Below are 20711 nucleotides of genomic sequence, written 5' to 3'. Positions count from 1 at the left end.
GACGCGTGCTGCAATGGGGCATGGCCGGAGCGTCGCCGGGTTACTCGGGTTCGCCGCAGATCCGCAAGCTCGGCATCAAGCCCGGCTCGCGGGTCGCGGTCGAGGGTGCGCCCGCCGGGTGGTCGCTCGACGCGCCGCCGCCGGTAGTGGAGGCGGGCGACGGCCCGGCCGACCTGCTGCTGCGCTTCGTCCGCTCCGCAGCGGAGCTAGCCGACGTCCCTGACCTGGGGCAGCGGATCTTCCCGGACGGGGCACTCTGGATCGCCTGGCCCCGGCGCGCCGGGGGGCACGTGAGCGACGTGACCGACACCGTGATCCGCGAGGCCGTCCTGCCGCTCGGGCTCGTGGACGTGAAGGTCGCGGCGATCGACGCCGACTGGTCGGGACTCAAGATCGTCTGGCGCACGGAGCGACGAACCCCGTCCTAGGACCGGCGCGACCGGCTGAGGAAACTTTCTTCCGTCCTGCTGTCGATTATCTCGGTGGCCGCTCGACGCATTGATGAGCCAGGGTGAAACCGGCCAAGATGGGCCGGGCGCTGGCGAGACCGAGGGAGTTGGCAATGCGAGTCATGGTGCTGGTCAAGGCGACCGAGGAGTCCGAGGCCGGGCGCATGCCCAACCGCGACGAGCTCAACGAGATGGGCAAGTTCAACGAGCAGCTCGTGAAGGCCGGAGTGATGCTGGTCGGCGAGGGCTTGAGCTCGTCCAAGGACGGCAAGCGCGTCCGCTTCGAGCCCGACAAGAAGCTGGTCGTGATCGACGGCCCCTTCACCGAGACCAAGGAACTCGTCGCCGGATTCTGGATCTGGGAGGTCGCCTCGCTCGAGGAGGCCGTCGAATGGCTGAAGCGCTCACCGTTCCAGGACGCGGAGGTCGAGATCCGGCGGGTGTCGCAGCCCGAGGACTTCGGCGATGCGTTCACTCCCGAGATGCAGGCTCACGAGGAGCAGCTGCGCGCCGAGGCCGCCTCGCGCATTCAGTGAGCGAGTTGCGACCGAACATCTCGACACCGGCGGCGCCGGCCGTCTCGCGGACGATCGAAGCCGTCTGGCGGATGGAGGCGGCTCGGCTGATCGGCGGTCTCGCCCGCATCGTGCGCGACGTCGGCCTGGCCGAGGACCTCGCCCAGGACGCGCTTGTCGCGGCGCTCGAGCAGTGGCCGGAGTCAGGTATCCCGGACAACCCGGGAGCCTGGCTGATGGCCGTTGCCCGCCGCCGCGGCGTCGACACCATTCGTCGCCGCGTGACGCTCGAGCGCAAGGTCGAGGAGATCGGTCGCGACCTCACTGATGTAGAGAATCCGATGGACGACATCGAGATCGAGACGCAGGTGTCCGACGACGTCCTGCGGTTGATGTTCACGGCGTGCCATCCGGTGCTGTCGCCGGAGGCGCGGGTTGCGTTGACGCTGAAGATGGTCGGCGGGCTGACGACGGAGGAGATCGCCCGCGCCTTCGTCGTGCCCGTCCCCACCATGGCGCAGCGGATCGTGCGGGCGAAGAAGGCGCTGACCGACGCGGGTGTGCCGTTCGAGATCCCGACCGGTCCGGAGCTGGCGGCGCGGCTCGCGGGCGTGCTCGAGGTCGTGTACCTAATCTTCAACGAGGGCTACACCGCGACGTCGGGCGCTGCCTGGACCCGCCCCGAGTTGTGCGCCGAGGCAATGCGACTGGGCCGCATCCTGTGCGGGCTGGCGCCGAACGAAGCCGAGGCGTTCGGGCTCGTTGCGCTGATGGAGATCCAGGCATCGCGATTGCGAGCGCGGATCGGCCCGTCCGGAGAGCCGGTGACGCTGCTCGATCAAGACCGCACCGTGTGGGATCGCGTGCTGATCAACCACGCGCTGATGGCGCTCGAGCGCGCCGACGCGCTCGGCGGCAGCGGGACCTACGTGTTGCAGGCGTCGATCGCGGCCTGCCATGCCCGGGCGGCGAGCGCCGAGGACACCGACTGGGCACGGATCGCCTCGATCTACGCGGTGCTGGCGGCGCAGACGGGCTCGCCGATCGTCGAGCTCAACCGGGCGGTGGCCGTGGCGATGGCCGAGGGGCCGGCCGCCGGGCTGGCGATCGTCGACGACCTGCGCTCGGAGCCCGCCCTGCGCGCGTACCACCTGCTGCCCTCGGTGCGCGGTGATCTGCTGTTCAAGCTCGGCCGGCTGGACGAGGCGCGCGCGGAGTTCGAAGCGGCTGCGGAGCTGACGGGCAACGAACAGGAGCGGGCGTTGCTGCTGTCGCGGGCGGCAAGCTGCTGAGCGGCGGCCCGGTGGCCGTGGCCAACGGCCAGGTGCACTATCTCCGGCATGGACGAGAGCGACGTGCGTCGATGGTTCGGCGAGTACCTGGACGTGTTCGCTGCCGCGGGCCGCGGCGAGCGCGACGCCGCGCACCTGCTCGCCTACTACGGTGTGCCACTCCTCGTGGCCACCGACGACGGTTTCACCGCTCTTCGAACCGACGATGAGGTGCTCACCTTCGCCGCGCAGCAGATCGACGGGGTCCGCACGGTCGGCTACCACCACAGCGACGTGCTTCATACCGAAGTCACGATCTGCAACGTGAGATCGGTCCTGCTCGACGGTGTGTTCTCCCGCCGCAGATCCGACGGCTCGGAGATCGGTCGGGTGGCGGTGAGCTATCTCGTGACGGACGGACCGGACGGTCGGCGCATCTCGGCAATGCTTCTACGGAGTCAGTGACCCAGGAGCGAGGCGACCAGCTCGCGGCGGCTGCGGACGCCGAACTTGTCGAAGACGCCCTTGAGATGTTCCTGGACGGTGTGCTGGGAGATGTGCAGCTCGGCCACGATCTGACGGGTGTCGCGGCCCTGGAGCACTTGGGCGGCCACGCGCTCTTGGGCCGGGGTGAGCCCGCGCGCGGCGAAGAGCATGGACGCGAGTCGACCCGCGGTTGCCGGCTCCAGCACGATCGCGATCTGCGCCGGCCCGTCCCCGTGCAACCAGGTGGCGCGGATCGACAGCCAGTCGCCGGTGCTGGTGCGCAGGCGGACCTCGGGTTCGGAAATCGCGTGTTGCTCCTGGGCGTGGACCAGCTCGCTCGCCAACCCCTGCACGACCAGTGGCAGCGGATGGGTGCTCGGCCAGTCCTCGTCGCGGATCCGGGCCAGCCACGACTCGGCGGCGGCGTTGATCGACTTCACCGCCAGATCGGCGGCGAGAACGACGATGCCGATGCCGGCCGCCGGTTGCGTGCCCTCCACTGCGGTGGCGGTGAGCAGGGCTCGGCGCATGCCCTCGGCCACATGTGGTCCGATGCGCCGGACGAGCGCGATCTCCTGCTCATCGAAGCCGGCCGCCGCCTCCTCGCGGTGCAGGCACATCACGCCCCAGCTGCGCCCGGTCGCGCGCAGCACCACGCGCAATTCGTCGCCGAGGGCCAGCGGGGCCATGATCTCTCGATAGCGGACGCTGGCCCGCCGCTCGCCGCCGGTCGCGGCGTCCAGCGACCGCACCGGATCGGCGGCGGCGGCCAGCTCGGCGAAGCGGTTGACGTCATGGGCGCCGAACTCGTTGTCGAGGAAGAGGCCGGCCGCGTCGATGAGCGGCTCCTCGCTGGCCACCGAGGTGAACAGCAGGGTGACCGGGTCGAGGGTTGCGAAGAACGCCGCATCGACGCTCACCACCCCCCGCAGCCGGCGCAACACCTCCCCGCGCAGTGTTGTCGCGTCCAGCCCGACGTAGCAACGCTCGATGAGCGCATCCGCGTGCCGCCGCCGAACCGCTTCGTCCACTCCTGCACGGTAGGTCGGCCGACGGCGACTGGATACCCCAGATCGGTGGTATGGCCCGCGTCCTGCGGGTCGTCGACCGTGTATCGCATGACGACCTTCGGGATTCACCTGACCGCTTTCGATGCACCTGAACTGCGCGGCGATCGGCTGCTGCCCGGCCTCACGGAGCTGGCCGACGCACTCGAGGGCACGCCGGGGTTCTCCACCCTCTGGCTGGCCGACCACATGCAGGACCTGCGGCCGGGCAGCGACCGATCGCCGATGCCGGAGGCGTACCTGACGCTCGCGGCTCTGGCAGCGCGGACGTCGCGGCTGGAACTGGGGGTCCTGGCGACATCGGTCCTGTACCGGTCACCGGCGCTGCTCGCGAAGATGGCCACGACGCTGGACGCGCTGTCGGGGGGCCGCGCGATCCTGGGTATCGGCGCCGGGCATCCACGGACCGAGGCCGAGCACCGCAGCTACGGGTACGAGTTCCCCTCCGTGCCGCAGCGAATGGCCCGGCTCGACGAGGCGCTGGTGACGATCCGCCGGATGGTCGGCGGAACCGCCGATCCGGACGCGCCGCCGAACTGGCCGCGGCCGGCCCGAGTGGGCGGTATCCCCGTTCTCGTCGCCGGCAGCGGCGAACAGCGCCTGCTGCGGATCGCCGCCCGGCACGCCGATCTGATCAACCTGTCGTTCCCGTCCGGCGACTTCATCGACCGGATACCGCACAAGCTCGCGGTGCTGGCCGACCACTGCCGCACGGTCGGTCGCGATCCCGCGACGATCGGCGTTACTTACAAGGCCGTCCTGTGCGTCGCGGACTCGGCAGCCTCGGCCCGCTCCGCGTGGGACGGCTGGCGCCACGCGCGGGGGGTACCCGACGGGCTGGACAGCCGGCACGGCGTGTTCGTCGGGGAGCCGGGGGAGATCGCCGAACAACTGCAGCCCTGGCTGACGTCGGGCATCGGGCACATGGTCTTCGAGCTGCCCGACCCGCACGACCGCAAGACGTTGATCCGCGCGAGCGAGTTGCTCAGCGGCTTGACCTGAACCCGAGCCTGGCTTGCGGCCCGCACGATGGTCGCGCGCTCGGTAGCCGTTTGGCCGTTCCGACTAGAACGGCGGCCCCTCGTGGTCGGGGGTGTCGTAGTGGCCTGGTGGTGCGCGGTAGGTGTGGCCGGTGGGGCTGGTCCAGGTGAGGTCGTCTGCGGGGTGGCCGGTGACGGTCCAGCCGGTTTCGTGTTTGAGGTGGTGGTGGCGCGAGCAGAGGCATTGGCAGTTGCACTCAGCGGTGGTGCCGTGCTCGTTCCAGGGGAGTTGGTGATCGATGTGGCAGCGGCGGGCCGGTCGGGTGCAGCCGGGGAAGCGGCAGGTGCGGTCGCGGGCGATGACGTGATCGACCAGGGGTTGGGGTGGGCGGTAGGTGGTGCGGCCGTAGTCGAGTAGCCGCCCGGAGTTGTCGGTGAGTAGTCGGCGCCAGGTGCCGGTGGGGTCGGCGGCGATGGCGCGGGCCATCGCGGCGGGGATCGGTCCGTAGCCGTCGAGCTCGCCGGGATGGTCGTCCAATCCGAGCAGGGTGGTGGCGGCGACGGTGAGCTGCACCGACGGGGCGCGGCCCTGCCACGACCCCACTGCATCCACCTCATCGGTGCCCAGGAGCAGGGCGACGAGGGCGTCGGCGCGGCGCTGGTCGGCGCTGGCCACGCCGAGTGGGACGATCGAGCTCGCACCGGCGGCGATCATCGCGGACCTCCCGCGCCTGGCCGCCGAGCTCGAGAGCGAGCCGCCGCAGTTCGTGCTGATCGGTCGCCGCCAGCTGAGCTCGAACAACTCGTGGATGCACAACCTCGCGCCGCTCGTGCGCGGAGTCAACCGGTGCACGGCCCAGCTGCATCCCGAGGACGCGGACAAGCTCGGCCTGACTGACGGCGCGCTGGCCCGCGTCACGTCCCGGACCGGCGCGTTGACCGTCCCGGTCGAGATCACCGATACCGTCCGTCCCGGCGTCGTGAGCATCCCGCACGGCTGGGGACACGGCCTGGACGGCACCCGCAGTGAAGTGGCGAACGCGCACCCCGGCGTCAACTCGAACGTGCTGGCCGACGACCGGCTGCTCGACGCCCCGAGCGGGACGGCGGTACTGAACGGCATCCCTGTGGAGGTATGCGCGGCCGGGTGAATCCCGCCGCTCTTGACGGCGTTATCGGTAAGCCGTAACTTACCGTTCGTGGACGCTTACCGATCGGGCGACGAGTGGACGGCCCTCGGCGATCGCACCCGGAGGACGATCGTCGAGCGCCTCGCCGAGCGGCCTCGCTCGGTGGGCGAGTTGGCCGACGAGTTGCCCGTCAGCCGGCCGGCTGTCTCGCAGCACCTCAAGGTGCTCAAGGACGCCGGGCTGGTGGCCGAACGCACCTCCGGAACCAAGCGGATCTACCGGCTCAACCCGGCCGGCGTCGCCGCGCTTCGCGACCAGCTCGACACCTTCTGGCGGCAGGCCCTCGCCGGCTACCAGGACGTCGCCGAGCGACCGACAGAGGAGGACACATGACCCAATCAGCACCCGCCGTCATCGTCCGGCAGATCGTCGTCGCTGCACCGCTCGATCGCGCGTTCGAGGTCTTCACCGCCCGGTTCGGCGACTTCAAGCCGCCCGAGCACAACCTCTTGGGCGCGCCGATCGTCCGGACCGAGTTCGAACCGCGCGTCGGCGGCCACATCGTCGACCGGGCGGCCGACGGCAGCGAGTGCCGTTGGGCGCGCGTGCTCGCCTACGACCCGCCGAACCGCGTCGTGTTCAGCTGGGACATCAGCCCGCAGTGGAGCCTCGAGTCCGATCCGGACAACGCGAGCGAGGTGGAAGTTCGCTTCGTCGCCGAAGCCGCTGACCGCACGCGTGTCGAGCTCGAGCACCGCAACATCGACCGGCACGGTCCGGACTGGGGCGCGATCAGCGACGGGGTCGGCGGGAGCCAGGGCTGGCCGCTGTACCTCGAGCGGTATGCGGCGCTGTTCGACTGACTCAAGCGGGGCTACCCGGGCGCCAGCAGCCCGCCGCGCTGCCACTGCGACCACGACAGGTTCCAGTCGCCCAGGCCGTCCCAGCTCGGCATCGCGGAGCCGTCGGTGTTGCTGTACTCGACCACGTCGCCGATCTGGCTGAACCCGTAGAACCACTTGCCGTCGGCGGTGTGCAGGTTGGTGCAGCCGTTCGACGTGCTGTGCAGGCCGATACCGGAGTTCCACGGCGCCGCGTGCACGTATTCGCCGGACCGGGTGATGCGCACCGACCACTGAACCGGGTCATCGGTGTAGTGGGGGCCGTTCATCAGCACGGTGCCATTCGGCCGCAGCATGTTGGTACCGGGGATGTCCTCACCCTTCTGCATCACGATCTTGGTGCCGTTGAACGTCGGGGTGGCCGCCTTGCCGAGCGACACCGCGAACGTGTTGACGAGCCGCCGGTTCGACATCACCCGCATGCGCAGGCCGTCGGCATCGACCGTGGAGATATGGGCGTCGCCGATCTTGTAGTCCAACGAGGTCAGCTTCCCTGAGTAGGCCAGGCCCTTTCCCGCGCTCAGCCCGGCGATCGGCGTGGCCACGTGGACGGTCGAGTTCGGCGGCCAGTACTCCTTCGTCCGGTAGTGCGCCTCGACGATGTGGCCCTTCACCTCGTCGGCCGTGGGCTGTTCCCAGTACCAGGCGCCGTCGACCGGAGCGCCGTCGACGGTCACGGTGGCCGCCTTCTCGAAGGCCTTGGCGTCGGTCGGGGCGGGGGAGAAGAACAGCACGACCGGCATGCCCACGCCGTACGTCGCGCCGTCGTTCTCGAGGGCCGTGACGTGGACGAACGTTGCCGGTGCGCGGCGGGGCGCTGACGACGGAGATGTCGACGGCGACGACGCGGACGGGCCCGGCGTTGTTCCCGTGCCGCCGGATGACCGCGTGTCCGCCGCGCCCACCGCGGAACCGTGCGTCGTGCCCGACGAGTTGGTGACGATCACGGTGACCGCCGCCGCCGTCGCGGCGACCACGGCCGCCGCGCCTGCGACGAACCACGCCGTACGGGACCGGCCGGAACGCGTGTCGCGGGAAGGGTCGGCGCCGAGGGAGTCGGTCATCGGGGGCACCCCCCGGTGCTCGCTGATGCCGCTCGTCGCGCGGCTGTGGAAGGAGTCGGCGAGCAGACGCTCGATGGCGGCATGCGAATTCCGTTCGTCGTCGATACGACCCATGGGGTTCGTCCTCGGTCGGGTGCTTCGCCTATTGGTCGCGCGAGGACCCCGTCAGGTTGCGTCGAGCGGACGAGTCACGACTCGAGGATCGCGAGCACCTTCTTGGAGGCGAAGAACGGCTTGAGCCGCGCGCGGATCAGCTCTTCGAGCCGCCCGTCCCGCCTCGCCGCGTCGACGAGCGGCGGGACGAATCGCTGGGCCTCGTCGAGGACGTCGTCGCGGCTGATGCCGAGCTCGGGCAGCAACGAGGCGAGGTCGCGCTCGCCGTAGCGCTCGAAGAACACGTCCACGCACTCATCGACGAGATGCCCGGCGTACTCCGTCGTCCGGGCGCTGTTGATGATGTCGTGGACGAGCACGGCCAGCTCGCGCAGCTCGGCCTTGCTCAGGTAACCGCGCAGGTCGCTGATCGGCTCGTCGGCGTGGAGGTCCCAGATCTCCATCGCGGCACCCTGCAGAGGCGCCTCGCGCACCAGGTCGCGCATCGCGCTGTTCGTCCGCCGGATCGCGAACTGCGTGCTCTTGCCGGCGGCGTCGCCCAGGAACTGGTCGACGGTGGCGCTGCGGACCTTCGACGCCGCACCCATCCCGAAGGAGATGAGCGACTTGGCGCCCGGCAACCGCTCGGCCATCTGCCGGTTCTGTTGCAGGAAGTCACCCACGATCTTGGTGACGAACCGAGTGGCGACGGCGGCGACGAGCGGGCTCTCGGCCATCCGGTCCATTGCCCGGTCCTGCAGCGTGTGCATGGTCAGCACCTTGGCGACCAGCGCCTCGACCGGATCGCGCTCGACCACCTCGCCGAGGTTGTAGTCCTCGCTGGCCGACAGGTCGTAGATGGCGTCCGACAGGGCCGTGACGAGGTCATCGACGAGGGCGCTGCCGCCTGCGCGCTCGACCAGCCGCCGCGCGGCACCTTTCAGCTGGTCCGGATCGACGACGTCGAGGACGGTCAGTTGTCCCGCGAGCGCGAGCAGGTCGTCCACGTCACGCTTGATGACCTGGGTCAGGCGTTTGCCGCTGAACTCGGCCAGGACCCACTCGACCTGGGCGTCGAGCAACCTGTTGGCGACGTCCTTGCTCATCCCCTCACTCCGTTCGCGCATGCAGAGACGCCATGCCTACGGCTCGCTCGCAAGCGTCGCTCGCTCATGCCCCCAGCATTCCGTAGCGCGGTCAGGCCGCCGACTCCGGGACCGGCGTGGCGATCCATCGCAGCGCGCGGACGAGCCCGGTGCCTGCGGCGCGGACCACGGTCGATTCGGCCAGTGGCACGTACGGCAACCGCAGCGGCCAACGGGCCCACAGCGGGAGCGAGGCGACCGCCGCGGACGCGAGCACCGCGTACGGCGGCCGGGCGTAGGCCGGTAGCGGCGGACGAACGAGCAGGAAGCGCGCGGCGGCCCGGGCCTCGGTCGTTCCCTGCAACTCGGGACGGTAGGAGTTCAGCTGGAACTCGAGCTCGGCCACCGTCGTCGGAGGATCGAGCACTCCGAGAGCGCGCGCGACGCGGGCGGTGTCGGCGAGGTAGCCGTCCGCGTCGGCCGCCGACAGCGGGGCGGCGCCGTAGCGCTGATGGGTGCGCAGGAAGCTGTCGACCTCCGCGACGTGCACCCACTTCAGCAGGTGCGGGTCCGACGCGGCGTACGGCCGGCCGTCCGGCGCGACGCCACGGACGCGACGGTGGATGCCCTTCACCCGGGCGACGGTGGCCTCGGCGTCCGACGCCAGCCCGAACGTCGTGACGGCGAGGAAGTAGCTCGTGCGTTGCAGCCGCCCCCACGGGTCGCCGCGGTAGCCCGAGTGCCCGGCGACGCCGGCCATCGCCAGCGGGTGCAGCGACTGCAGCAGCAGCGCCCGCAGCCCACCGATGAACATCGCCGAGTCGGCGTGGACGGTGCGGATGGGCCGGTCGTCTGCGAACCAGCGCTCGCCGACCGCGTTGTGGATCCGGTCTCGGTGCTGCGGACCTTCCGGCCCGGCGACCCGTTCGAAGACCATCGCGCCGAGGCGGTTGCGCAGAGCCATGCCTCCATAGTGCCCTGCGCCGGGTGTGCTTACCCCTTGAGCCGCGTAGGCCAGACCGGCCGCAGCTGTGAGTTGGCCGACCACCGGGCCCAGTGGTCGGACGGGGCGCCGGGGGGAAGCCAGGCGGGCTGCCAGATGCCGAGCGCGCAGTCGAGGTCGGCCAGTTCGGCGTGCATCTCCCCATCGTCGGGTCCGGCACCCAGGTGCTCGGTCCACACTCGGATGCGCAGCTCGCGGACCAGCGACGTCGTCGTCGACACCGTTGCGCTGACCTCGGTGTCGACGCCGGCCATCGACCGGCTGAACAGGTTGGCCGAACCGATACACGCGAAGACGTCGTCGACGAGCAGGATCTTCGAATGCACCGTGCAGTGCTGGAGGCGCCAAACGGCGATGCCGGGCCGGCCCACCGCGCTCGACCGGGCGACGAGCTTGCGACGCAGGTCGCGGTTGAGGCGGCTGTTGATGGGCCGCAGGTAGATGCCGGGATCTTCGGGATCGCGCACGCCGGATCCGAGCAGCACGATCTTCACGCCGCGCTCGGCGGCGTCGCGCAGATACGGGTAGAGCTCGTACTGCCGCTTGCCGCCCGTGTACTCGCCGAGGTACTGGTCCTCGAGGTACACGTAGCGCTGTGCGGCCTCCAGCGCGGTGGTGATCGCCGTGAACACGGACTGGTCACCGCCGGCCGCCATCGTGTCCCAGCTCCGCTGCCGACCCCTGAGCCGCGCCGGCACCTTGATGCCGGCGACGGAGCGGACCACGCGCACGGCGGTGCCCGGGGCGTCCATCCGGGGCTGCGGGGGCGGCGGCTCGAGAGGAGCGTCGACCACGCGCGGGTTCATCCGCCGATGTCGGCCGTCGAATCGGGCCGGTAGCGTCGACGCCTCGGTCCACCGCTGCACGGCGATCTCGTGCACGCGGGCTGCAGCCGGCCCGCGGAGCCGGACGCCGGCGTCGTGCCAGCCCCACCGCTTGCCCTTCAACCGCAGGGTGTCGTGCGGGGCGGAGTCGAACCGATTGTCGACGAGATCGATCCCGGCCACGTAGGCCGTGATGACGCCGGCCCGCTGGACGATGACCAGCTTCTGGTGATTGGAGCCGATCCGCTCGCCCGACCAGTCGACCAGCACGCTGCCGGCCAGCGGAGCCGGGCCCGCGGTGCCGGGCGGCCGGGCCGTTCGCAGCTCGGTCGCGGCCTTGATGTTGTTGCGGAAGCCGGACAGGCTCGGCACGGGCAGCCAGCGGGCGATGAGCTCGCCGGCGAGCAGGACCCGGACGTGTACGCCGGCGGCGCCCAGGGCGACCAGCCGCCGGCCCAACGGCTCGTAACCGCCGGCGCCCGGGCGCCGTCCGCTCAGATCGAGACCGAGCCACAGCTGCAGGCCGACAAGTTGCACGCTGTCGCCCGGGCCGAGGTCGCGCAACGCGGCGTCCAGTTCGGTGAGGTAGTCGCGGCCGTCGATCAGCGGGTGCCATTCGCTGTCGCCGACGAAGGTCGGTGTGTCGGCGGTCGCGTCCGGGAAATAGGGCACGGCCGGCACGTCGATCATCCTGCCGGTCGCCGGCGGCGGGACCGCAGCGGGTCCCGCCGCCGGCCGGGCGTCGATCAGCTGCCGCCCGGGTTCAGCGTGACGGTGATCGGCTGGAAGTTCGCGCCGGTCGTGTCCAGCCCCATCTTCTTGAGGGCCGCGTCGGCCTTCACCGTGTAGTCGTTGGTGTAGGCCAGGCCGGTGGGCGCTGCCTTGAGGACCGTCTGTCCGTCCGCGTTCTTGGTCTGCGACGCGATGCTGATCGTGCGGTCCCACGCGGTCTTGTCGACCATGCCGATGCCTTGGGGCGAGGGCCAGACCAGCTTGTTCGCCTCGTTCGTCTGCCACAGCTGGTGGCTGGCGCCGAGCTTGGAGCCGGCCTTCACGACCAGGTCCCGGCACTCCTGCGCGTGCGCGGCGCAGTAGATCCAGCCCTGGTAGCTGGCCGTCAGGAACTTTACCGTCGTGGCCTGGAAGGCCGGGTCCTTGAGCTTGGTCGTGTTGGCCCAGATGGCGTCCTGCAGCATCGACGTGCCCACGTCGTTCCAGTTGATGACGTTGAGGTCGGACGGCTGGTACAGCTTGCCGGTGTCGGGGTTCTTCGCCTCGAGCACCTGCGCGTACTCGTTGTAGATCATCGCCTGGGCGGCGTCGATGTCGCCGGCCAGGAATGCGTTCATGTCGAACTGCTGCTGGACGATCTTGACGTCCTTGCCCGGGTTAAGCCCGTTTCTCGTCATGCCGGCGAACAGCTCGTACTCGTTGCCGAAGCCCCAGTCACCGACGTTCTTGCCCTTGAGGTCGGCGACCGAGGTGATGTTCTTCTTCTTCATCGAGATCTGCAGCGTTCCCGACTTCTGGAACACCTGACCCACGTCGGTGATGTTCGCGCCTTTCTCGCGCGACTGGAGCGCCTTCGGAACCCAGGCGATGGCGAAGTCGGCCGACCCGCCGTCGTCGACCGTGGTCTGCGGAACCGTGTCCGTACCGGCCGGGATGATGGAGACGTTCAGGCCCTGGGCCTTGTAGAAGCCCTTGCCGAAGGCGGCGATGTAGCCGGCGAACTGTGCCTGGGTCACCCACTGCAGTTGCAGCTTGACGGTGACCATCTTGGCCGGTGCGCTCCCCGACGACTTGGCTCCTCCGGAACCGCTCGCGGCACTGTCGTTCTTCTTGCTGCTGCTGCACGCGGTCAGCCCGGCGGCCGCGACCACCGCAACCGCCGCGACGGCCGCCATTCTTCGGTTGAGCCTCATGATCGGGTTCCTCCAGGGTTTCCTTGTGGGACTGGTCTCGGCGACGTTGCCGATGGTTGCAGGTGGAAGGGTCAGGTGACCGGCGCTGCTCGCCGGCCGAGGACGAGGCGCTCGAGCAGCGCCGCGGCGAGATAGAAGATGAGCCCGAGCACGACCGCCCCGAGCACCGAGGCCCACGCCGCGGGGTAATCGCTCGCGCCGACCGAGGACGTGATCCGCGAGCCCAGGCCGTCCTGCAAGCCGCCGAAGTACTCGCTGACGACAGCCGCGATGACAGCGAGCGACGACGCGACCCGCAGCCCGGTGAAGAAGTAGGGCAGGGCGCTCGGGATGCGGACGGTGCGCAGCACCGCCGTTCCGGACGCGGCGTAGCTGTGCATGAGTTCGCGATGCACCGGCGTCAGCTGGGACAGCCCGCGCAGCACGTTGATGAAGACGGGGACGAACGCGCTGATCGCCACGACCTCGCGGCGGGGCAGCGGCGACAGCGGCGAGTACATGTCGTTCAGCAGCGGAGCCAGGGCGACGATGGGCATGGCCGCCAGACCGGCGACCAGCGGCGTGATGGCTCCGCCGAGTACCGGCACCCGCGTGGCCAGCGCGGCCAGCAGGACGCCGAGGATCAGACCGACGAGCAGGCCGACGAGCGCGTTCGTCCCACTGTTCTGGGCCGCGTCGAAGATCCTCGAGTGCGCTTCCTTGGTCGAGGCCCAGATGTCGCTCGGCGCCGGCAGCACGAACGTCCGGACGTTGGCGGCGCGCACGAACAACTGCCAGCCGAGCAGGAAGAGCACGCCGAAGAGGATCGGCGGCAGCACCACCGCAGCCGCGCGCCGCCCGCCGCCGTTCACGGGGCCGTCCTCACAGTGCGCCCTGCGCTCGTTGTTGGGCGGCCTGGTCGACCGTGACGCCGACCTCGACCGTCTCCGGTACCGGACGACCGCGCAGCGCCTCCCGTACCTGGGTGATCGCGGCGTAGAAGTGCGGCGCTTCCCGGGTGTCGTCGGTGCGGGGGCCGAGGTTCACGCCCACGACCTCGGCGATCCGTCCGGGCCGGGGTGACATGACGACCACGCGCTCGGACAGGAACACCGCCTCCGGGATCGAGTGGGTTACGAACACCACCGCCGCGCCGGTCTCGCCGCCGATGCGCACCAGCTCGTTCTGCATGCGCTCGCGGGTCATCTCGTCCAGCGCGCCGAACGGCTCGTCCATCAGAAGCAGCGTCGGGCTCTCGGCGAGCGCGCGGGCGATCGCGACCCGCTGCTGCATGCCGCCGGACAGTTGGGGGGGACGGTGCTTCGCGAAGTCGGACAGCCCGACGAGTTCGATGAGCTCGAGAGCGCGGGCCCGGCGCTTGGCCCGGTCGACGCCGTGCAACTCGAGCGGCAGCTCGATGTTGGCCTGCACGGTGCGCCAGTCCAGCAGCCCCGCCTGCTGGAACGCGATGCCGTAGTCCTGGTCGAGGCGGGCCTTGCGCGCCGTCTTGCCGTTGACCTGCACCTCGCCGGCGGACGGTTGCAACAAGTCGGCGATGATGCGCAGCAGCGTCGACTTGCCGCAGCCGGACGGCCCGATGAGCGACACGAACTCGCCGCGGCCGATCGTGAGGTCGATGTCCTGCAGCGCGACGACGGAGTCCCGGCGCAGTGCGAACGTCTTGCTGACGCCGCGCACCTCGACGGCGGGGCGCTGCAACTCGCTCATCGCGTCGTGGCTCCTCGGTGATAGCGCCACAGGGCGATGTCGAACACGGTGACGGCGGCGGCCGCAACCAGGCCGAGCACCGCAGCCCCGATGACTGCGGCATAGACGCGGGACGGGTCGCCCGTCGCCTGTTGTGAGTACGTGATGATCAAGCGTCCGATGCCCCCGTCCAGCCCTGTTGAGATCTCGGCGACGATAGTGCCGATGACGGCGCCGGCCGCCGCCAGCCGCAAGGCGGGGACGAGGAAGGGGACCGAGGACGGCAGCTTGAGCCGGACGAGCGTCTTCCACCAGCCCGCGGCCGAGCAACGGAAGTAGTCGGAGTGCACGGCCGATGGCGACTTCAATCCGCGGACCATGCCGACGGCGACGGGGAAGAACGCGAGGTAGGCGGCGATCACCGCCACCGAGTTCCACGGCTGCCACTCGTACGAGCCGAGCTTGGAACCCTGGCCCCACTTGGTGACCAGCGGCGCGAGGGCGATGAGCGGGACGGTCTGGCTGAGCACGACATAGGGCATGAGCGCGCGCTCGGCGATCACCAACCGGTCCATCAGCAGGGCCAGCAGCATGCCGACGACGACGCCGATCGCGAAGCCGGCCGCCGACCAGCCCAGCGTGTTCAACGCCGAGTCGGTCACCGACTGCAACACCGTCTTGGACGGGCCGAGCGTGATCGCCCCGCCGGTTTCCTTCGACCCGAACGCGTGCCAGATCCGCGACAGGTGCGGTATCGCCGCGTCGGTCGTGCGGGGGAGCACCCGCGCGCCGAAGAGCTTCACCCCGTCGGCCGGGCCCCACGATTTGTACGCCTCCCACATCGCGGAGACGGCCGCGATGCCGAGGGCGACGAGCAGGGCGCGGCCGACCGCACGTCCCACCCGAGGTGCCGCCCCCGTACCCGGCAGTGTTGTCACGCCTTGGCGGCCTTGCGCACGTTCACCGCGGGCAGGACCTTGTCGCCGTACGCCGCGAGCGTCTCGGCCTTGGCGTCGTGCTGCAGGTACAGGGCGAACTGGTCGACCCCGAGCCCTTCGAGTTCCTGCAACCGGGCCACCTGGTGCTCGACCGGTCCGATGAGGCAGAACCGGTCTATGACGTCGTCGGGGACGAAGTCGGCGTGGGTGTTGCCGGCCTTGCCGTGCTGGTTGTAGTCGTAGTCCTTGCGCCCGGCGATGTAGTCCGACAGCGCCTGCGGCACAGCGGCCCCGTCGGTCCCGTACCGGGCGACGATGTCGGCGACGTGGTTGCCGACCATGCCGCCGAACCACCGGCACTGATCACGGCCGTGCGCGAGACCGGCGTCGGAGCGGTCGGTGACGTAGGCGGGGGCGGCAACGCAGATCGTCACCGAGGACGGATCGCGCCCTGCGTCGGCCGCGGCCTTGCGCACCGCCGCGATGGACCAGGCGGTGATGTCGGGATCGGCCAGCTGCAGGATGAACCCGTCGGCGACCTCGCCGGCCAGGGCCAGCGCCTTCGGCCCGTACGCGGCGACCCAGATCGGCAGGGCCGATCCCTCGGACCACGGGAATTGCAGCAGGTTGCCCTTGTACGACGCCTGCTGCCCGTTCGCCAGGGCCCGGATGACGCTGATCGATTCGCGCAGGTCGGCCAGCGTCACCGGCTTGCCGTTGATCACCCGCACGGCCGAATCGCCTCGGCCGATGCCGCAGATCGTCCGGTTGCCGAACATCTCGTTCAGCGTCGCGAACAGCGACGCGGTGACGGTCCAGTCGCGGGTGGCCGGGTTCGTCACCATCGGGCCGACCATCACCTTGCGGGTGTTGGCCAGGATCTGGCTGTAGACGACGTAGGGCTCCTGCCAGAGCAGGTGCGAGTCGAACGTCCAGACGTGGGTGAACCCGAGCAGTTCCGCCTGCCGGGCCAGCTCGACCACCCGCGCGGCGGGAGGATCGTTCTGCAGAACTACGCCGAAGTCCACTGCGTCCTCAGATCAGGTTCTGCGACAGACTGCGCTTGACGAACTGCCCGTGGCCCTTGGCGCCGACATAGCCGGTGTCGTCCTTGATCATTGTGCCGCGCGAGAGCACCACGTCCACATGGCCGTCGATCTCCCAACCCTCCCAGGCCGAGTAGTCCATGTTCATGTGGTGGGTGCGCCCCTCGCCGATACCGATGGACGTGTGGCCGTTCGGGTCGTACACGACGATGTCGGCGTCGGCCCCCGGGGCCAGCACGCCTTTCTTGCCGTACAGGCCGAACATCCGCGCCGGGGTCGTGCAGCAGACATCGACCCACCGCTCGAGGGAGATCCGCTTGTCGGCGACCCCCTGGAACAGCAGGTCGAGCCGGTGCTCGACCGATCCGATGCCGTTGGGGATCTTGGCGAAGTTGCCGATCCCCATCTCCTTCTGGTCCTTCATGCAGAACGGGCAGTGGTCGGTTGAGACGGTGGTGACGTCACCGGTGCGGATGTAGTTCCACAGCTCGTCCTGGTGCCCCTGCGCGCGTGATCGCAAAGGAGTCGAACACACCCACTTGGCGCCTTCGAAGCCCGGCGCCCCGAGGTTCTCCTCGAGCGAGAGGTAGAGGTATTGCGGGCAGGTCTCGCCGAATACGTTCTGGCCGGCATTGCGGGCTTCGGCGATGCGGGCGAGCGCCTGCTTGGCCGACACGTGCACCACGTACAGGGGCGCGCCGGTGATGTCGGCCAGCATGACCGCGCGGTGGGTGGCCTCCTGCTCGGTCTGCCAGGGGCGGGTGATGCCGTGGAAGTACGGGGCGGTGTCGCCACGCTCGAGCGCCTGCTGGACGAGGACGTCGATGGCTGAGCCGTTCTCGGCGTGCATCATGATCAGCCCGCCGTTGCCGGCCGCGGTCTGCATGGCCTGCAGGATCTGCCCGTCGCTGGACAGGAAGACGCCCGGATAGGCCATGAACAGCTTGAAGCTGGTGATGCCCTCGCCGATCAACTCGTCCATCGCCTTGAGCGACTCGTCGTTGACCTCGCCGATGATCTGGTGGAAGGCGTAGTCGACGGCGCAGTTGCCGCCCGCCTTCTCGTGCCACAGGGCGACCTGGTCCTGAACCCGCTGGCCGTGGGCCTGCACCACGAAGTCGACGATCGTGGTGGTGCCGCCCCATGCCGCCGCGCGGGTGCCCGTCTCGAAGGTGTCCGAGGCCTGCGTGCCGCCGAACGGCATCTCCATGTGCGTGTGAGCGTCGATGCCGCCCGGGATCACGTACTTGCCGGTGGCGTCGATGACCGTGTCGGCGTTGATCGGGCCCAGCGCGCTCGAGCCCGGGGCCAACAAAGCGGCGATCATCTCACCGTCGACCAGCACGTCCTGCAACGACGACCCGGTGGCCGAGACGACCGTCCCGCCCTTGATGAGAGTCGTCACGGTTGCGTGGTCCTCGTGTACGAGTCGGGGCGGCGGTCGCGGTAGAACTGCCAGTCGTTGCGGGCCTGGGTGATCTCGTCGAGGTCGAGGTCGCGGGTGAGCAACTCCTCCTTGTCCTGGGAGGCGCGCTCACCGACGAAGTTGCCGCGCGGGTCGACGAAGTAGGACGTCCCGTAGAACGTGACCGCGTCCTCGCCGAACTCCTCGTACTCGCGGCCGATCCGGTTGTTGGCGGCGATGAAGTACTGGTTGTTCGCGGCCGCGGCCGGCTGCTCGATGTCCCACAGCCGGTTGGAGAGGCCGGGCTTGGTTGCCGACGGGTTGAACACGATCTGCGCGTTGTTCAGCCCGAGCTCACGCCATCCTTCGGGGAAGTGCCGGTCGTAGCAGATGTACACGCCGACCCGGCCGACCGCGGTGTTGAACACCGGGTAGCCGAGGTTGCCCGGGCGGAAGTAGAACTTCTCCCAGAACTGCGGGAGGTTCGGGATGTGGTGCTTGCGGTACTTGCCGAGCAGGCTGCCGTCGGCGTCGATGACCGCGGCGGTGTTGTAGTACTCGCCTTCGTTCTCGACCTCATAGATCGGCAGGACGACGACCATGTTCAGCTCTTTGGCCAGTGCCTGGAAGCGCTCGGTGGTGGGCCCGGGAATCGTCTCGACGTAGGCGTAGTACTTCTGGTCCGGAACGATCCCGAAGTACGGACCGTAGAAGAGTTCCTGGAAGCCGATGATCTGCACGCCGTCGGCCGCGGCGTCGCGCATCAGCTCCTCGTGACGCTTGATCATCGTCTCTTTGTCGCCCGTCCAGGCGACCTGCGTTATCGCGGCCCGTACAACTGCCATTGCTCTATCTCCAGTTCCTACGAAGATGTGGAATCTTGCTGGTTGAAGATTTCGACGGGGTAACGGTTGGTCAGTCGGCGTAGTAGCCGTCGGCGACCTCGAGCGCTTCGTCCAGAATTGCCAGGCCCTCGCGGACCTCCTGCTCGGTCGCGGTGCACGGCGGCACCACGTGCGTGCGGTTGAAGTGGGTCATCGGCCACATGCCACGCTGCTTGCAGGCCGCGGCGAACTCGTTCATCGGCGCGGCGTCGGCCCCGGCCGCGTTGTAGGGCACGAGCGGCTCGCGGGTGTCGCGGTTGCGGACCAGCTCGACGGCCCAGAAGACGCCGAGCCCGCGGACCTCACCGACGGACGGGTGCCGGTCGGCGATCTTGGCCAGCTCGGGGCCGATGACGTCGGCGCCGAGCCGGCGGGCGTTGTCGATGATGCCCTCGTCCTTGAAGATGTTCATCGACGCGACGGCGCTGGCACAGGCCAGCGGGTGACCGGAGTAGGTCAGCCCGCCCGGGTACACCCGCTGGTCGAAGGTGGCCGCGATCGCGTCGTTGATCAGGACCCCGCCGAGCGGGATGTATCCGGAGTTCACACCTTTCGCGAAGGTGATCAGGTCGGGCGTCACGCCCCAGTGGTCGACGGCGAACCACTCGCCGCACCGGCCGAAGCCGGCCATCACTTCGTCGGCGATCATCACGATGCCGAACTCGGTGCAGATGTCCCGGAGCCCCTGCAGGTAGCCCGGCGGCGGCACGAGGACGCCGTTGGTGCCGACCACCGTCTCGAGAATGATGGCGGCCACCGTCTGGGCGCCCTCGACCATGATCAGGTCGCGCAGGTGCTGCAGGGCGCGCTCGGTCTCCTCCTCCGGCGTGCTCGAGTGGAACGTGGAGCGGTACGGGTACGGGCCCCAGTAGTGCACGATGCCGGGCATCGCCGGTTCGGCGCCCCAGCGGCGCGGGTCGCCGGTCATCGAGATGGCGCCGGCCGTCGCACCGTGGTAGCTGCGGTAGGCGGCGAACACCTTGTGCCGGCCGGTGTGCAGCTTGGCCATGCGCAACGCGTTCTCGGTCGCCTCGGCGCCGCCGTTGGTGAAGAAGATGCGGTTCAGGTCCCCGGGCGCGACCTCGCTGATCAGCCGGGCCGCTTCGCTGCGGGCGGCGTTGGCGAACGCGGGCGAGATCGTCGTCGCCTGCTGGGCGTATTCGGCTATTGCTGCGATCAACCGCGGGTGCTGGTAGCCGATGTTGACGTTCACCAGTTGCGACGAGAAGTCCAGGTAGCGGTTGCCGTCGTAGTCAGTGAAGTAGGAGCCCTGCGCCGACGCGATCGGCAGCGGGTCGATGAGCCCCTGCGCAGACCACGAGTGGAACACGTGCGCGCGGTCGAGATTCTTGACCGTCTCCTTGTCCTGCGGAATGCCGTCCAGCGGTGAGGCCATGGTTATCGCGTCCTTGGGAAGCCGAGGTCGATCTGGGACGTGGCCGGGTCGGGCCACCGCGAGGTGACCACCTTGCCGCGGGTGTAGAAGTTGATGCCCTCCGGGCCGTACATGTGGGTGTCGCCGAACAGCGAGCCCTTCCACCCGCCGAACGAGTAGTACGCGACCGGTACCGGGATCGGCACGTTGATGCCGACCATGCCGACCTCGACGTCGAACTGGAACCGCCGGGCGGCGCCGCCGTCGCGGGTGAAGATGGCGGTGCCGTTCGCGTACTCGTGCGAGTTGATCAGCGCGACCGCCTCTTCGTAGGTGTCGGCGCGGACGACCGAGAGCACCGGACCGAAGATCTCGTCGGTGTAGACGCTCATCTCGGGCTTGACGTGGTCGAGCAGCGTGCTGCCGAGGAAGAACCCGTCCGCGGGCAGCTCGGCCTCCCGGCCGTCGACGACCACCGACGCTCCGGACTCGGCGCCGGCCGCGATGTAGCCGGCCACCTTGTCGCGGTGCTCGGCGGTGATCAGCGGGCCGATGTCGGTGTCGGCGTCGGCGCCGTCCCCGA

The 20711-nt window shown here is 69.6% G+C and carries 22 protein-coding genes and 1 pseudogene; 8 read left to right on the top strand and 15 right to left on the bottom strand.

Features of this window, described 5'->3' with window-relative positions; translation table 11 throughout:
- Positions 1–5: 5 nt before the first annotated feature.
- From ABR571_RS03510 to ABR571_RS03495, 4 genes are all read left to right on the top strand, one after another.
- Complete coding sequence (locus tag ABR571_RS03510) at positions 6–428, top strand: DUF3052 domain-containing protein (protein ID WP_409451804.1); 423 nt, start codon at positions 6–8, stop codon at positions 426–428.
- 134 nt (positions 429–562) lie between these two features.
- Positions 563–985, top strand: a complete 423-nt coding sequence (locus ABR571_RS03505; protein ID WP_409451803.1) for a YciI family protein — start codon at positions 563–565, stop codon at positions 983–985.
- 71 nt (positions 986–1056) lie between these two features.
- Entirely contained in the window at positions 1057–2256 is a 1200-nt protein-coding gene (locus tag ABR571_RS03500; RefSeq protein ID WP_409451828.1) for an RNA polymerase sigma factor, read from the top strand.
- Positions 2257–2304: 48 nt separating this feature from the next.
- The gene (locus ABR571_RS03495) at positions 2305–2700 is read left to right on the top strand and encodes a hypothetical protein (RefSeq protein WP_409451802.1); all 396 of its coding nucleotides are present in this window, start codon (positions 2305–2307) and stop codon (positions 2698–2700) included.
- Here ABR571_RS03495 and ABR571_RS03490 read toward each other — a convergent pair.
- Positions 2694–3752, bottom strand: a complete 1059-nt coding sequence (locus ABR571_RS03490; protein ID WP_409451801.1) for a helix-turn-helix transcriptional regulator — start codon at positions 3750–3752, stop codon at positions 2694–2696. The genes ABR571_RS03495 and ABR571_RS03490 overlap by 7 nt on opposite strands.
- An 87-nt stretch (positions 3753–3839) precedes the next feature.
- Here ABR571_RS03490 and ABR571_RS03485 point away from each other — a divergent pair, with 87 nt between their 5' ends.
- Entirely contained in the window at positions 3840–4790 is a 951-nt protein-coding gene (locus ABR571_RS03485; protein WP_409451800.1) for an LLM class flavin-dependent oxidoreductase, read from the top strand.
- A 63-nt stretch (positions 4791–4853) separates the two neighbouring features.
- Here the strand turns inward: ABR571_RS03485 and ABR571_RS03480 are convergent, their stop codons facing one another.
- Positions 4854–5483, bottom strand: coding sequence for a DUF222 domain-containing protein (locus tag ABR571_RS03480; RefSeq protein ID WP_409451799.1), 630 nt, complete (start codon positions 5481–5483; stop codon positions 4854–4856).
- Here ABR571_RS03480 and ABR571_RS03475 point away from each other — a divergent pair.
- The 3 genes and pseudogenes from ABR571_RS03475 to ABR571_RS03465 form a co-directional block, all read left to right on the top strand.
- Positions 5437–5919, top strand: a pseudogene (locus ABR571_RS03475) (molybdopterin dinucleotide binding domain-containing protein); the annotation flags it as partial. The gene ABR571_RS03480 and the pseudogene ABR571_RS03475 overlap by 47 nt on opposite strands.
- Positions 5920–5967: 48 nt before the next feature.
- Positions 5968–6291 (top strand): ArsR/SmtB family transcription factor, encoded by a 324-nt coding sequence (locus ABR571_RS03470; protein ID WP_409451798.1) that lies wholly within the window; start codon positions 5968–5970, stop codon positions 6289–6291.
- Positions 6288–6761, top strand: a complete 474-nt coding sequence (locus ABR571_RS03465) for an SRPBCC family protein (RefSeq protein ID WP_409451797.1) — start codon at positions 6288–6290, stop codon at positions 6759–6761. Before ABR571_RS03470 ends, ABR571_RS03465 begins: the two co-directional genes overlap by 4 nt.
- A gap of 11 nt (positions 6762–6772) precedes the next feature.
- Here the strand turns inward: ABR571_RS03465 and ABR571_RS03460 are convergent, their stop codons facing one another.
- From ABR571_RS03460 to ABR571_RS03400, 13 genes are all read right to left on the bottom strand, one after another.
- Positions 6773–7978, bottom strand: a complete 1206-nt coding sequence (locus ABR571_RS03460) for a L,D-transpeptidase (RefSeq protein WP_409451796.1) — start codon at positions 7976–7978, stop codon at positions 6773–6775.
- A 74-nt stretch (positions 7979–8052) separates the two neighbouring features.
- A complete protein-coding gene (locus ABR571_RS03455; protein ID WP_409451795.1) occupies positions 8053–9084 on the bottom strand; it encodes a hypothetical protein in 1032 nt (343 codons plus the stop codon).
- Positions 9085–9154: 70 nt separating this feature from the next.
- The gene (locus ABR571_RS03450; protein WP_409451794.1) at positions 9155–10006 is read right to left on the bottom strand and encodes an oxygenase MpaB family protein; all 852 of its coding nucleotides are present in this window, start codon (positions 10004–10006) and stop codon (positions 9155–9157) included.
- 29 nt (positions 10007–10035) lie between these two features.
- Positions 10036–11550, bottom strand: coding sequence for a phospholipase D-like domain-containing protein (locus ABR571_RS03445; protein ID WP_409451793.1), 1515 nt, complete (start codon positions 11548–11550; stop codon positions 10036–10038).
- A 65-nt stretch (positions 11551–11615) separates the two neighbouring features.
- Positions 11616–12794 carry an ABC transporter substrate-binding protein gene (locus tag ABR571_RS03440; RefSeq protein ID WP_409451792.1) on the bottom strand — a complete coding sequence of 393 codons (1179 nt, stop codon included), beginning with the start codon at positions 12792–12794 and terminating at the stop codon, positions 11616–11618.
- Between the two features lie 71 nt (positions 12795–12865).
- The gene (locus ABR571_RS03435; RefSeq protein WP_409451791.1) at positions 12866–13645 is read right to left on the bottom strand and encodes an ABC transporter permease; all 780 of its coding nucleotides are present in this window, start codon (positions 13643–13645) and stop codon (positions 12866–12868) included.
- A gap of 10 nt (positions 13646–13655) precedes the next feature.
- Entirely contained in the window at positions 13656–14501 is an 846-nt protein-coding gene (locus ABR571_RS03430) for an ABC transporter ATP-binding protein (RefSeq protein WP_409451790.1), read from the bottom strand.
- Entirely contained in the window at positions 14498–15382 is an 885-nt protein-coding gene (locus ABR571_RS03425) for an ABC transporter permease (protein ID WP_409451789.1), read from the bottom strand. The genes ABR571_RS03430 and ABR571_RS03425 overlap by 4 nt, the downstream gene beginning before the upstream one ends.
- A 32-nt stretch (positions 15383–15414) precedes the next feature.
- Positions 15415–16446 carry a TIGR03842 family LLM class F420-dependent oxidoreductase gene (locus tag ABR571_RS03420; RefSeq protein WP_409451788.1) on the bottom strand — a complete coding sequence of 344 codons (1032 nt, stop codon included), beginning with the start codon at positions 16444–16446 and terminating at the stop codon, positions 15415–15417.
- Positions 16447–16453: 7 nt separating this feature from the next.
- Positions 16454–17869, bottom strand: coding sequence for a dihydropyrimidinase (gene hydA / locus ABR571_RS03415; RefSeq protein WP_409451787.1), 1416 nt, complete (start codon positions 17867–17869; stop codon positions 16454–16456).
- The gene (locus tag ABR571_RS03410; protein WP_409451786.1) at positions 17866–18714 is read right to left on the bottom strand and encodes a nitrilase-related carbon-nitrogen hydrolase; all 849 of its coding nucleotides are present in this window, start codon (positions 18712–18714) and stop codon (positions 17866–17868) included. Before ABR571_RS03410 ends, hydA begins: the two co-directional genes overlap by 4 nt.
- 70 nt (positions 18715–18784) lie before the next feature.
- Positions 18785–20149, bottom strand: coding sequence for an aspartate aminotransferase family protein (locus ABR571_RS03405; protein ID WP_409451785.1), 1365 nt, complete (start codon positions 20147–20149; stop codon positions 18785–18787).
- Between the two features lie 2 nt (positions 20150–20151).
- Positions 20152–20711 (bottom strand): aldehyde dehydrogenase family protein (locus ABR571_RS03400; protein WP_409451784.1); only part of this gene is annotated, 560 nt, incomplete at its 5' end.

The sequence above is a fragment of the Jatrophihabitans sp. genome, assembly GCF_046262535.1.
Lineage (GTDB): Bacteria > Actinomycetota > Actinomycetes > Mycobacteriales > Jatrophihabitantaceae > Jatrophihabitans.
Note: the sequence above shows the minus strand (reverse complement) of the source record. Positions and strands in the feature narration are given on the sequence as shown.

Excerpts from the sequence above, each read along its gene's own strand:
- ABR571_RS03500 (WP_409451828.1), top strand. The coding sequence starts at position 1,057 with ATGGAGGCGGCTCGGCTGATCGGCGGTCTCGCCCGCATCGTGCGCGAC.
- ABR571_RS03405 (WP_409451785.1), bottom strand. The coding sequence starts at position 20,149 with ATGGCCTCACCGCTGGACGGCATTCCGCAGGACAAGGAGACGGTCAAG.
- ABR571_RS03465 (WP_409451797.1), top strand. The coding sequence starts at position 6,288 with ATGACCCAATCAGCACCCGCCGTCATCGTCCGGCAGATCGTCGTCGCT.
- ABR571_RS03480 (WP_409451799.1), bottom strand. The coding sequence starts at position 5,483 with ATGATCGCCGCCGGTGCGAGCTCGATCGTCCCACTCGGCGTGGCCAGC.
- ABR571_RS03410 (WP_409451786.1), bottom strand. The coding sequence starts at position 18,714 with ATGGCAGTTGTACGGGCCGCGATAACGCAGGTCGCCTGGACGGGCGAC.
- ABR571_RS03505 (WP_409451803.1), top strand. The coding sequence starts at position 563 with ATGCGAGTCATGGTGCTGGTCAAGGCGACCGAGGAGTCCGAGGCCGGG.
- ABR571_RS03455 (WP_409451795.1), bottom strand. The coding sequence starts at position 9,084 with ATGCGCGAACGGAGTGAGGGGATGAGCAAGGACGTCGCCAACAGGTTG.
- ABR571_RS03450 (WP_409451794.1), bottom strand. The coding sequence starts at position 10,006 with ATGGCTCTGCGCAACCGCCTCGGCGCGATGGTCTTCGAACGGGTCGCC.
- ABR571_RS03485 (WP_409451800.1), top strand. The coding sequence starts at position 3,840 with ATGACGACCTTCGGGATTCACCTGACCGCTTTCGATGCACCTGAACTG.
- ABR571_RS03440 (WP_409451792.1), bottom strand. The coding sequence starts at position 12,794 with ATGAGGCTCAACCGAAGAATGGCGGCCGTCGCGGCGGTTGCGGTGGTC.
- ABR571_RS03460 (WP_409451796.1), bottom strand. The coding sequence starts at position 7,978 with ATGGGTCGTATCGACGACGAACGGAATTCGCATGCCGCCATCGAGCGT.
- ABR571_RS03430 (WP_409451790.1), bottom strand. The coding sequence starts at position 14,501 with ATGAGCGAGTTGCAGCGCCCCGCCGTCGAGGTGCGCGGCGTCAGCAAG.
- ABR571_RS03495 (WP_409451802.1), top strand. The coding sequence starts at position 2,305 with ATGGACGAGAGCGACGTGCGTCGATGGTTCGGCGAGTACCTGGACGTG.